This is a genomic window from Vibrio sp. MM46 (assembly GCF_027587135.1).
GTDB lineage: Bacteria > Pseudomonadota > Gammaproteobacteria > Enterobacterales > Vibrionaceae > Vibrio > Vibrio harveyi.
The window spans coordinates 16837-29452 of the sequence record NZ_JAPPTO010000003.1; the positions used below are offsets into that span (position 1 = coordinate 16837).

Below are 12616 nucleotides of genomic sequence, written 5' to 3' on the forward strand. Positions count from 1 at the left end.
TAACCCAGTTTATCATCAAACCAAGGTTTCCCTATTATGCAAAGTGCCTCGCTTCAGCAAACGCTTCAATCTGTGTTCGGATTTGACTCATTAAGACCCGGTCAACAGCCGGTGATTGAAGCAGTAATGAACGGACACTCGGCAGCAGCCATCTTTCCGACTGGTTCGGGGAAATCACTTTGCTACCAACTTCCTGCAACCCAGTTACCACACCTAACACTGGTGATTTCACCACTTCTTGCTCTGATGAAAGATCAGCTCGGTTTCCTGCAAAGTAAAGGCATAGCAGCGGCATCTATCGACAGTAGCCAAAGCCGAGAAGAAGCGCAGCAAGTTATAGCTGGCGTGAAGAATGGACAGATTAAGATTTTGATGATTTCGGTAGAGCGGCTCAAGAACGAACGTTTTCGTGAATTCATTCGTCAGATTCCGCTCTCTTTGATGGTTGTCGATGAAGCACACTGTATCTCGGAATGGGGTCATAACTTCCGTCCTGACTACCTTAAACTGCCACAATACCAACGTGAACTGAATATCCCTCAAACGCTCTTGCTAACCGCAACGGCAACGCCAGCGGTTATCGAGGACATGCAAAACAAGTTTAATATCGCTGGTGAGAACATTACGGTTACTGGCTTCTATCGTCCTAATCTCGATATTTCTGTGGTGCCTTGCGACGAAGAAAATAAGCAAACGCAACTGAATGACATCATTGCTGCAACACCTAAACTACCGAGCATCGTGTATGTCACTCAGCAACAGACCGCTGAGCAAGTTGCCAGCTCTCTTATCCGTTTAGGCATCAATGCTCACGCTTATCATGCGGGTATGAAGAGCGACATTCGTGAGAAAATTCAACTACAGTTTATGGACTCGCAAATCGACTGCATTGTCGCAACAATCGCATTTGGGATGGGGGTAGATAAATCTGATATTCGCCGTGTTATTCACTTCGATTTACCAAAATCTATCGAAAACTACGCACAAGAAATTGGGCGCGCCGGACGTGATGGACAGCGTTCGGAGTGTATTCTTTTGGGCAATACCTCCGGCTTAACGGTATTAGAGAACTTTGTTTACGGTGACACGCCAGAGCCAAGCTCAATCAATTATGTACTGGAGCAAATTCGCGAGAACACTCCACAGTGGGAGGTGATGGCGTTGCGATTATCTCGCGACAGCAACATTCGCCAACTTCCGCTAAAAACCTTATTAGTTTACCTAGAACTGGCAAAAGTAATTGAAGCCAAATACAGTTATTTTGCAGAATATCGCTTCAAGTTTTTACAAGAACAAAGTTTCATCCTCAATCAGTTCCAAGGCGAGAGACGTCAGTTTGTTGAAGCCATTTTTGCTTGTTCAACCAAAGCCAAAGTATGGTGCCAAGTGGATTTAGAAGCATTATGGATGAACTATCAGTCTGAGCGCAGCCGTGTGGTTGCGGCGCTAGATTACTTCCACCAAAATGGCTGGATTGAATTAGAAAGCAAACAGCTTACGGATGTTTACTCGGTTCTCCCTGCCACTCAAAGCCAAGAAGCTATCTCTCAGCATTTAATTGAGTTGTTCCAATCCAAAGAACACAAGGACATTGAACGAATTCATACTATGTTGAGTCTGTTCCAATCGTCAGACTGTTTAAGTCACCAACTGGCGCAGTACTTTGCCGATCACGATGCTCCAACTCAATGTGGTCACTGTTCAGTGTGTCGTGGACAAGTCGCATCTTTTCCTCAACCACAACAAACACAACCTGAATTGGCACACCTATCCACTTGGGTTGATGAATTTGTCCAGCTTTCACCAACGGCGATTAGCAATGCAGCTGTCGCACGCTTCTTATGTGGAATTAGCACACCAATTATCACGCAACTGAAAGCGAGCAAGTTACGCGGTTATGGGTCAATGGCAAATGTTTCTTTTGAACAAGTACTAAAGCAGGTTGAATTAGCGCGAGCTTAGAAGAAACTCAATTGACGCGCTTGTTGCTCAGGCTTGAGCATCACACTTAAGCCTAATAAGCGTATCTCTCGACCATTTTGGCGCTTGAGTATATCTCTTAACAGTTCTTTAAAGTCATCGAGCTCTAACTGAGGGTGGATGTGCTCAATTGTCGTGAGTTGAAAATCGGCAAATTTGAGTTTAATACCCTGTTTGATAATAGACTTATCTGGACTGGCTTTTTCCAAACGTTTCTCTAGTTCAGGGTAGAGCTTGTCTTCAATCACCTGCCAGCATTCATCGTAAGTCACAATGTTTTCGCTAAAGGTGCGCTCGACCCCAACCGACTTACGTTCACGCTCAACCACCACTTCACGATCGTCGATGCCATGACTACGCTTCCAAAGCGAAGCACCTTGGCGTCCAAATTGACGTAGTAGCTCACGATAGTCGCTGTTTTTGATATCCTCACATAGGTAAAAGCCCGCTTGATGTAGCTTCTCCAAGCTCACTTTACCAACTCCTGGAATCTTTTCTAACGGCAGTTTGTCTACGACTTCTTGAACCTTTTCTGGCGGAATAACAAATTGCCCATTGGGTTTATTCATGTCTGAAGCCACTTTGGCAAGAAACTTAATCGGTGCAATACCTGCCGATGCAGTAAGTCCAAGCTCATTCCAGATATCATTGCGGATCGATTCTGCGATTAAGGTTGCAGAACCCCGACAAGCAGTCGAGTCAGTCACATCAAGATACGCCTCATCAAGTGATAGTGGCTCGATAAGTGGCGTGTATCGCTCGAAAATGGTACGGATCTGTTGGGACACTTGTTTGTATACGTGCATTCGTCCCGGGACCACGAGCAAATGGGGGCAAAGTTGAAGCGCTCTGGCTGTTGGCATCGCACTGCGCACACCGAATTTACGCGCTTCATAGTTACAGGTGCTGATCACGCCGCGTTGTTTCTCATGACCGCCAACGGCAAGCGCAATACCACGATAACTGGGGTTGTCACGCATCTCGACCGCTGCATAAAAGCAATCCATATCAACGTGAATTATTTTTCTGACTCGCTCAATCACGTTCCGCACACAAATAAACACTGTTTAAAAAAACAGTATAGCTCTAAATACACGTATTGGAAATAGTGTTATCTGGAGTCAGGTAGCAACAATTTTTCATGGCATTAAAGTGACATTTCATTATTATTGACTTCTATAACACTAAAGTTGATTTATATACGAAAGTAGGGAAACTTTTTGAGTAATAAAATACTGGTCGTCGAAGACAGTCGCGCCTTTAATAACTACTTACAACAAATCTTAAATCAGGCGGGTTATGAAGTACTTGCTGCCGAAAGCTATGCGGAAGCACAATCTATTTTAACGTCTCAGCCTGAGCTTCTCTGTGCAGTTTTAGATTACTGCTTACCGGATGCGCAGGACGGTGAGATCATCGATTTAGTCCTTTCTCACCAACAAAAAGTCATCGTGCTTACGGCGATGTTGCAAGATGATGCTCGTGAAAAGATGCTGGCAAAAGGCGTACTCGATTACATCTTAAAAGACAGCATGGCCTCCGTTTCTTACCTTCTTCCTCTGATTAAACGCCTGACCAACAACCAGCAACACAAATGTCTGGTTGTTGATGACTCAATGACGGTTCGCCGCCATGTCGTACAATTACTTGAGCATCAATACATCCAGACATTGCAAGCCGAGAATGGTCAACAAGCAATCGAAGTTATTGAACAAAATCCAGATATTACCTTGGTTCTGACCGATCATGATATGCCAATCAAAGATGGCATCACTATGATCCGAGAGCTTCGCCAAAAGCTCGATAAAAACCAATTGGCGATCCTTGGGATCTCTGGAAGTGATGATCACTCAATGACAGCGCGCTTTCTAAAAGCGGGAGCAAACGACTTTCTGTACAAGCCTTTTAATCAAGAAGAGTTCTTTTGTCGGGTCCATCAAATCTTGGATATGAAAGAAGCCACAACAGATTTATTTAGAATGGCGAACCAAGATTCACTCACTGGCTTATGGAACCGTCGCTTTTTATTTGGGCAAACATGTGACAGCGATGAGCAACGCAATATTGCTATGCTAGATATCGATTTCTTTAAGAAAGTGAATGATAACTATGGTCATGATGGTGGCGATGCTGCACTTGTTATGGTCGCCAATATATTAAAAATCTATTTTCCTGATGATGTGATTGCACGATTCGGGGGCGAAGAGTTTTGCATCCAAGCCTACGGCAGCTACGACGACTTTGTGACACGTTTAGAGCAAATGCGTCAACGCGTAGAGAAAACTCCGATTCCTTATCAAGATGACCAGATTCAAGTAACCATCAGCGTCGGTGTTTCAAACATCAAGGGCAATTTAGATCAGCAAATTAAAGTCGCGGATGACCGTTTGTATCAAGCGAAAGGAAACGGGCGGAATCAAACCGTATCTCAGTAGACGGCACTTAATGTCACCAACCTAATTCAATATTCAAACGGAAACCAAAGCCGAAAAAACAAAACCCAGCCATTGGCTGGGTTTTATCATTCTTATTATCGCATATTAAGCAATGCGATCTTTTTCCCATGCAGCAAGCTTCTCTGCGCGGGCTGCTTCACGTGCTTCGCGCTTCTTACGTGCATCACATGGTTCTGGGCAGTTACATACTTTCTCAATACCAACCGCACCTAGACCGCCACAGCTGCCTTTCACGACCTTCTTTTGGAAGATGTAACCAACTGCCATCGCTGCAATTACCGCAACAAAGACAGCAAAAGTAATTAGAAATGTACTCATAAGGACATGCTCACTTCTGTTGTTATTTCTTCATGAACGGCTTGTATGCTTCCGAAGCCAGCTCTTTAAAACCATCATCCGTTTTCACAATCATGAAAACAGGAATATTATTCTCATTTGCGATTTCCATGCCTTTGTCTTCACCTAGCACCATAAGACCAGTTGCAAGACCATCAGCTGTCATCGACGATTTATCCAGTACCGTTACAGACACCACCTTATGATGGATTGGTTTGCCCGTATGCGGGTTAATGATATGAGAGTATCGCACACCATTGCTCTCAAAGTAATTACGATAGTCACCGCTTGTTGCAATTGCCATGTCACCTGGTTCAATAATCTCTTGAATTGAACGCTCATCAACGGTTGGTTTTTCAATCGCAATACGCCATGGCACACCTTCACGGTTTATGCCTTTCAAACGCATTTCACCGCCAACTTCCACCATGTAGTTATGAATGCCTTCTGATTGCAGGTAATCTGCCACAACATCCACACCCCAACCTTTGGCAATCGTCGATAAGTCAACGTACAAGTTTGGAATATCTTTCGACAGCTTGTTACCTTCAACAGAAAGGTGATGGATACCAGTATTCGCTTTACGAGCTGCCAGCTCTTCATCTGTTGGAACCACATCCGGGCGCGCTTCTGGACCAAAGCCCCATAGGTTCACTAGTGGACCTACGGTTACGTCTAGTGCTCCTAGAGTAAGACCGTTCAAGCGAATCGCTTCTTTCACTACCGTTGCTGTTTGTGGCGATACTTCAAATGGCTCGCTAGTTTTATGTTGATTAAAACGGCTAAGCTCTGAATCTTCACGGTAAGTCGACATTTGATCGTTCACTTCTTCTAGCAATCGATCGATTTCAGTCTGAAGCGCTTCTGGTGAAGGTAAACCATCTTGCTCGATGTATTTAATGTTGTAAGTAGTCCCCATCGTTGGACCACTTAAATGAATTTGATCCGCAGGCTGCTCACAGCCAGCCAAAACCAATAGAGAAGCGAATGCAACAAGCCACTTTTTCACTTGTTTACTCCTATTATCGTTAAATTGATATGGAAAATGGGTTCTCTTGAGATAAACCGATTTCCTATATCAACTGTTGAATATCATTTTGTTTGTTACAAAAAATAATGGCTAGCCCTTATAGAGCTAGCCATAGATTCAATCACTTGGGAGGATTAACCACCGAAGTCATCTAGAAGGATGTTCTCATCCTCTACACCTAGATCTTTTAGCATACCGATTACAGCAGCGTTCATCATAGGTGGACCACACATGTAGTATTCACAGTCTTCTGGCGCTTCATGATCACGTAGGTAGTTCTCGTAAAGAACATTGTGAATGAAGCCAGTGTAACCATCCCAGTTATCTTCTGGCATAGGGTCAGACAGTGCACAGTGCCATACGAAGTTATCGTTCTCAGCCGCTAGGCCATCGAAGTCTTCTACGTAGAACATTTCACGCTTAGAACGTGCACCGTACCAGAATGACATCTTACGCTTAGAGTGCAGACGTTTTAGCTGGTCGAAGATATGAGAACGCATTGGAGCCATACCTGCACCACCACCAACGAATACCATTTCAGCATCAGTGTCTTTCGCGAAGAACTCACCGAATGGGCCTGAAATCGTACACTTGTCGCCTTCTTTTAGAGACCAGATGAACGATGACATGATACCAGGTGGTACATCAGGATTATTAGGCGGCGGCGTAGCGATACGCACGTTCAGCATAATAATACCTTCTTCTTCTGGGTAGTTAGCCATTGAGTAAGCACGGATCGTTTCTTCGTTTACCTTAGACTCGTAACGGAACAAGTTAAATTTGTCCCAATCTTCACGGTACTCTTCAGGTACATCGAAGTCAGCGTACTTAACGTGGTGAGCTGGCGCTTCAATCTGGATGTAACCACCAGCACGGAAAGGTACTGATTCGCCATCTGGAATTTGTAGCTTAAGCTCTTTGATGAATGTCGCTTTGTTATCGTTAGAGATAACTGTACATTCCCACTTCTTAACGCCGAAGATCTCTTCAGGAAGCTCGATGTCCATGTCAGTTTTCATTGCAACCTGACACGCTAGACGCTCACCTTCACGTGCTTCACCTTTAGTAATATGGTCAAGCTCGGTAGGTAGGATGTCACCACCACCTGATTTAACTTTTACGCGACACTGACCACAAGAGCCACCGCCACCACAAGCAGAAGATACGAATACGCCAGCACCAGCTAACGCAGATAGTAGCTTACCACCTGGTTGTGTAACGATCGCCAGTGAAGGGTCATCGTTCACAGAAATTGTAATGTCACCTGTTGGTACAAGCTTAGACTTAGCGAAAAGAATCACTAGTACTAGCGCAAGTACGATCAGAGTAAACATCACTACACCAAGAATAATGTCCATTGACTATTCCTTAATTGTTGCGGTTTACCCGACTTACAGTTGAACACCAGAGAAAGACATAAAGCCTAACGCCATAAGACCTACAGTGATAAACGTGATGCCTAGACCACGTAGACCTGGAGGTACATCTGAGTACTTCATCTTCTCACGGATACCTGCAAGAGCGACGATCGCTAGCATCCAGCCCACACCAGAACCGAAACCGTAAACAACAGATTCAGCAAAGTTGTAGTCACGTTGTACCATGAAAGATACACCACCGAAGATCGCACAGTTTACTGTGATCAGCGGTAGGAAGATGCCTAGCGCGTTGTACAAAGGAGGGAAGAAACGGTCAAGAACCATCTCTAGGATCTGTACAAGTGCTGCGATTACACCGATGAAGGTGATGAAGTTTAGGAAGCTAAGGTCTACGCCCTCAACTAACGCGTTCTCTTTCAGAACTAGGTTGTAAACTAGGTTGTTCACAGGAACCGCGATAGTTAGTACTACCACTACTGCAACACCTAGACCGAAAGAGGTCTTAACTTTCTTAGATACGGCAAGGAAAGTACACATACCTAGGAAGAAAGACAGTGCCATGTTTTCGATGAAAATCGATTTAACTAGCAGACTGATGTAATGTTCCATGACGCCCTTACTCCTTCGCTTCTACTTGTTCTGGTTTCAGAATACGGATTACCCAGATTAGGAAGCCGATTAGGAAGAATGCAGATGGTGCTAGTAGCATCAGACCGTTTGGCTGGTACCAACCACCGTTGCTCACTAGAGGTAGAACTTCCATGCCGAATAGCTTGCCTGAACCGAATAGTTCACGGAAGAAACCTACAGTGATAAGAACGAAGCCGTAACCTAGACCGTTACCGATACCATCAATTAGCGATGGGATTGGCGCAGATTTCATTGCGAATGCTTCAGCACGCCCCATTACGATACAGTTCGTGATGATAAGACCTACGAATACAGATAGCTGTTTAGAGATATCGTATAGGTAAGCTTTAAGCACTTGGTCTACCACGATTACTAGCGATGCGATGATTGCCATCTGAACGATGATACGCACACTGTTAGGAATGTGGTTACGGATCAGAGAAACAGAGAAGTTAGACAATGCAGTTACGAAAGTTACCGCTAGTGTCATTACAAATGCTGTTTCTAGTTTAGTTGTTACTGCAAGAGCAGAACATACACCAAGAACCTGCAGCGCGATCGGGTTGTTGTCCAACACCGGCGCCATAATGCTCTTTTTAATGTTTTGTGCGCTAGACATTAGTTCAGACCTCCGTCACGAACTTTTGCTAGGAAAGGACCAAAGCCCATGTCACCTAACCAGAAGTCAAATGTACCTTGAACACCGTTACCAGTTAGTGTCGCACCAGATAGGCCATCAACGCCGTGTTCAGAACCTTCTGGAGCACCACCTTTAACAATCTTGATTGCTGGTTTGTGGTTCTCGTCGAATAGTTTCTTACCAACGAATTGAGCACGCCATGCTGGGTTTTCTACTTCACCACCAAGTCCAGGAGTTTCACCTTGCTCGTAGTAAGTAATACCAGACACAGTGTTACCGTCAGTTTCAACCGCAACGAATGCGTACATCATAGACCATAGACCGTTACCGTGAACTGGGATGATAACTTTAGAAATGTCATCACCACTTTTCACTAGGTAAACGATACCTGTGTTAGCACGACGTAGGATCTTAGCTTTGTCTTCATCAGCCGTTAGCTTGATAGACTCAGCAGGATCTTTGGCTGCTTTACGTTGGTCGTAGTTAGCTGCTGTAGAGCCGTCTTCAGCTTTCTCTACAAAATCACCAGTTTTGAAGTCAACTAGACGAGGTTCGATGTACTCAGCAAATAGCTCAGGAACTTTCTTACCTTCAGCGTCGATACCCGCAACTTCGATGATCTTAGATTGCTTATCTAGTACAGCGTTAGCTTTTTGCTGGTCACGCAGACCCACTGCTGCTGTTGATACGATGATTGAACAAACAAGGCTCAACCCGACAACAACACCCAGCGTCTTTTTAATGCTGTCGTTATTACTTGCCATAGCGTGCTAGTCTCCGCTTGATGTTCTTCTCGATAACTACATGGTCGAACAGAGGTGCGAACAGGTTCGCGAATAGAATCGCCAGCATCATACCCTCTGGGTAAGCCGGGTTAACTACACGGATCATCACACACATTGCACCGATTAGGATGCCGTACCACCATTTACCACCGTTAGTAAATGAAGCTGATACTGGGTCAGTTGCCATGAAGAACATACCGAATGCAAAACCACCTAGAACTAGGTGCCAGTGCCATGGCATGTTGAACATTGGGTTGGTGTCAGAACCGATCACGTTGAATAGTGTCGATACTGCGATCATACCGATCATTACACCTGCGATGATGCGCCATGAAGCGATTCGCATGTAAACGATCATCGCTGCACCGATCATTAGAGCAAGCGTTGATACTTCACCAATTGAGCCTGGGATGTTACCGATGAATGCATCCATCCAAGTGATAGGAGCGCCAGTGATGTTGTTGATCAATGCGCCGCTACCGCCGTGAGCCCATTGGCTAAGAGCAGTTGCACCAGAGAAGCCGTCAGCCGCAGTCCATACTACGTCACCCGAGATTTGCGCTGGGTAAGCGAAGAATAGGAAAGCACGACCTGCAAGAGCAGGGTTCAGGAAGTTACGACCTGTACCACCGAAGATCTCTTTAGCAACAACAACACCAAATGTGATACCTAGTGCCGCTTGCCATAAAGGTAGCGTTGGTGGAACGATAAGTGCGAACAGGATAGAAGTTACAAAGAAACCTTCGTTAACTTCGTGCTTACGCACCATACAGAAAAGCACTTCCCAGAAACCACCAACAATAAATACTGTTGCGTAGATTGGTAGGAAGTAAGTCGCACCTAGTAGCATCTTACTGCCAACGCCAGCTTCCGCACCGATGGTGCCACCAAGCATTTCTGTTAGCCAGTAGTGCCAGTTACCTGCGATAACTGTCGCTAGTTGGTCACCAGCGTACATGTGGTTAAGTGCTGCGATAGCTTGGCCACCCGCATTGTACATACCCCAGAACATTGCTGGGAATACTGCGAACCAAACCATGATCATGATACGTTTTAAGTCAACGCTATCACGAACGTGCGAGCTACGTTTTGTTACTAGACCTGGCGTGTAGAATAGTGTTGCTGCTGCTTCGTACAGTGCAAACCACTTTTCGTGCTTACCGCCTGGTTCAAAATGATGCTCGATATCCTCAATGAATTTCTTAAGCATGGATTACCCTTCCTTCACGATGGTATCTAGGCATTCACGAAGTAACAGACCGTACTCGTATTTACCAGGACATACAAAGGTACACAATGCTAGATCTTCTTCATCCAGTTCAAGCGCACCAAGTGCTTGAGCACTATCAGTATCGCCTGCACATAGATCACGAAGTAGCAGTGTCGGTTCCATATCAAGCGGCATTACGCGCTCGTAGTTGCCGATTGGAACCATTGCACGGTCACTACCGTTAGTCGTTGTTGTCATGTTGAACAACTGACCTTTGAAGATGTGACCAAGGAAAGATTTCGTGATTGAGAACTTGTTTTTACCAGGTACAGCCCAGCCAAACAGTTCTTTGTCACGACCTTCGCGTAACACAGAAACTTGTTGGTGGTAACGACCTAGGTAGGCATGTGGACCAGACGCTTGAGTACCAGAAAGTACCGAGCCTGAAATCACACGAACTTCACCAGGCATCAACTCGCTGTCAGTTAGGTCTTCAAGAGAAGCACCAACAACTGTACGAAGAAGACGTGGGTTGTTCACAACAGGACCAGCTAGAGACACAACACGATCAGTGTAAAGCTCACCCGTTAGGAAAAGCTGACCGAACGCGATAACGTCTTGGTAGTTGATGCTCCATGCCACATTTTCTGCATTCACTGGGTATAGGAAATGCATGTGGGTGCCAGCAAGACCTGCTGGGTGAGGGCCATCGAAGACGTGTTCTTCTACGTTTGACTGAGAAGAGCGTGGCAAGCTAGTGCCAGACTTACATACGTAAACCTTGCCTTCTGTCAGGGCTGAAAGAATGTCTAGACCGGCAACGAATGCTTCTTGTTGTTCATTGATGATCAACTCAGGCTGTGCTGCTAGTGGATTAGTATCCATTGCAGTTACGAAAATAGCCTTAGTAGCAGACTCGATTGCTGGAACCTTGCTAAACGGACGAGTACGTAAAGCGGTCCAAAGACCAGATTCAACCAATTGAGTCTTGATCACTTCGCGATCTAGACCTGCTAGTTGAGCTGCTTCGAACTTATCAAATGTAACCTGCTCTTCGCCTGCTACTTCAATCACTACTGATTGAAGTACACGCTTAGCGCCACGGTTAATTTCGATCACTTTACCGGCTGCTGGAGCAGTGAACTTCACGCCAGGGTTCTTTTTGTCTTCAAAAAGAACTTGCGCTTTTTTCACTTCATCGCCAACGCGGACATGCATGGTAGGACGCATGCCAACGTACTCTTCGCCAAGCAAGGCGACTTTTTTGATGGTCTTACCATCATTAATCACCTGGGATGGAGCTCCTGCGATAGGAAGATCCAAGCCCTTCTTTATTGTAATCATACGCACTTGCACTACTTTTATCGGGAAAAAGATTCTTTTGATTGCGTAACTTTTAGACACGACATCAGTGTCCGGTTTTGATGTTGTTTAAAACATCAAAATCGCAACATCCTATTAATTATCTCGTCACAAATATTAGGCGAGATTTATCAGGTGCCGTAGTCTAGCATTTTTTAGGAACTTGATGCCATGACCAATCTTAGGAAAGGAGGGTTTATTTCGGTAGAACAAGGTCTAAAAGGTTAAAGAATAGTCATAAGTTTGACCGAACGCACAAATGCCAATTCCCATATATTTGATATGGAATAAAAACATTCATGCTTTGAAACATGCATTAATTTTCATTCATTTGTTGAAACACTGTTAACACTTTTTATAACCTTTATTTGTGCCACATTTTTGTCCCGAAAAGATGTAAAACAAAAAAAGATGGCCGAAACCATCTTTTTAAATCAGTGTTTTAATCGCGCTCTAGCGACCGCCACCCATACACATAGGACTATCTGGTGCCCCATCTTGTTCAAGCTTCCACTCTTCGTTGGTGTAAGTGTGGATCGCTAATGCATGAATGTGATTATCGAGCTCATCAGCCAATACAGTATGTACCTGACGGTGACGTCCAATAAGGCGCTGACCCGCAAATGCATCACTCACCACAATCACTTTGAAGTGACTTTCAGAACCCGGCGGAACGTTATGCATATAGCTCTCATTGATCACTTTCAAATAATTAGGTTGCAGCTCACTGTGCAGTTTCTTTTCTATGATTTCTTGGATCATATTCAGTCCTCATTGATGCCAATCCGGTAAGTATATACTCTAGTTT

The 12616-nt window shown here is 44.8% G+C and carries 12 protein-coding genes; 2 read left to right on the top strand and 10 right to left on the bottom strand.

The features are described from left to right. The first annotated feature begins 36 nt into the window (after positions 1–36). Positions 37–1962 carry a RecQ family ATP-dependent DNA helicase gene (locus OH459_RS03970; RefSeq protein WP_269985805.1) on the top strand — a complete coding sequence of 642 codons (1926 nt, stop codon included), beginning with the start codon at positions 37–39 and terminating at the stop codon, positions 1960–1962. Here OH459_RS03970 and dinB read toward each other — a convergent pair. Further along, positions 1959–3023, bottom strand: coding sequence for a DNA polymerase IV (gene dinB / locus OH459_RS03975; RefSeq protein ID WP_029790427.1), 1065 nt, complete (start codon positions 3021–3023; stop codon positions 1959–1961). The genes OH459_RS03970 and dinB overlap by 4 nt on opposite strands. A 177-nt stretch (positions 3024–3200) precedes the next feature. Here dinB and OH459_RS03980 point away from each other — a divergent pair, with 177 nt between their 5' ends. Further along, the gene (locus OH459_RS03980; RefSeq protein ID WP_038898376.1) at positions 3201–4415 is read left to right on the top strand and encodes a diguanylate cyclase; all 1215 of its coding nucleotides are present in this window, start codon (positions 3201–3203) and stop codon (positions 4413–4415) included. Between the two features lie 105 nt (positions 4416–4520). Here OH459_RS03980 and nqrM read toward each other — a convergent pair whose 3' ends face one another. The 9 genes from nqrM to bolA form a co-directional block, all read right to left on the bottom strand. Beyond that, positions 4521–4754, bottom strand: coding sequence for a (Na+)-NQR maturation NqrM (gene nqrM / locus OH459_RS03985; RefSeq protein ID WP_005436655.1), 234 nt, complete (start codon positions 4752–4754; stop codon positions 4521–4523). 22 nt (positions 4755–4776) lie between these two features. Then, the gene (locus OH459_RS03990) at positions 4777–5781 is read right to left on the bottom strand and encodes an FAD:protein FMN transferase (protein WP_017817737.1); all 1005 of its coding nucleotides are present in this window, start codon (positions 5779–5781) and stop codon (positions 4777–4779) included. Between the two features lie 155 nt (positions 5782–5936). Next, positions 5937–7160, bottom strand: a complete 1224-nt coding sequence (gene nqrF, locus OH459_RS03995; protein ID WP_009698660.1) for an NADH:ubiquinone reductase (Na(+)-transporting) subunit F — start codon at positions 7158–7160, stop codon at positions 5937–5939. Positions 7161–7193: 33 nt separating this feature from the next. Further along, positions 7194–7790 (bottom strand): NADH:ubiquinone reductase (Na(+)-transporting) subunit E, encoded by a 597-nt coding sequence (nqrE, locus tag OH459_RS04000; RefSeq protein WP_005436652.1) that lies wholly within the window; start codon positions 7788–7790, stop codon positions 7194–7196. A gap of 7 nt (positions 7791–7797) precedes the next feature. Beyond that, positions 7798–8430 carry an NADH:ubiquinone reductase (Na(+)-transporting) subunit D gene (locus OH459_RS04005; RefSeq protein ID WP_005450954.1) on the bottom strand — a complete coding sequence of 211 codons (633 nt, stop codon included), beginning with the start codon at positions 8428–8430 and terminating at the stop codon, positions 7798–7800. Continuing rightward, complete coding sequence (locus OH459_RS04010) at positions 8430–9215, bottom strand: Na(+)-translocating NADH-quinone reductase subunit C (RefSeq protein WP_005450952.1); 786 nt, start codon at positions 9213–9215, stop codon at positions 8430–8432. The genes OH459_RS04005 and OH459_RS04010 overlap by 1 nt, the downstream gene beginning before the upstream one ends. Next, complete coding sequence (locus tag OH459_RS04015) at positions 9205–10446, bottom strand: NADH:ubiquinone reductase (Na(+)-transporting) subunit B (RefSeq protein WP_005427308.1); 1242 nt, start codon at positions 10444–10446, stop codon at positions 9205–9207. The genes OH459_RS04010 and OH459_RS04015 overlap by 11 nt, the downstream gene beginning before the upstream one ends. Positions 10447–10449: 3 nt before the next feature. Beyond that, entirely contained in the window at positions 10450–11790 is a 1341-nt protein-coding gene (locus OH459_RS04020) for a Na(+)-translocating NADH-quinone reductase subunit A (protein WP_005450950.1), read from the bottom strand. 471 nt (positions 11791–12261) lie between these two features. Next, on the bottom strand, positions 12262–12570 hold the full coding sequence (bolA, locus tag OH459_RS04025; protein WP_005436644.1) for a transcriptional regulator BolA: 309 nt from the start codon (positions 12568–12570) through the stop codon (positions 12262–12264). Positions 12571–12616: the final 46 nt, after the last annotated feature.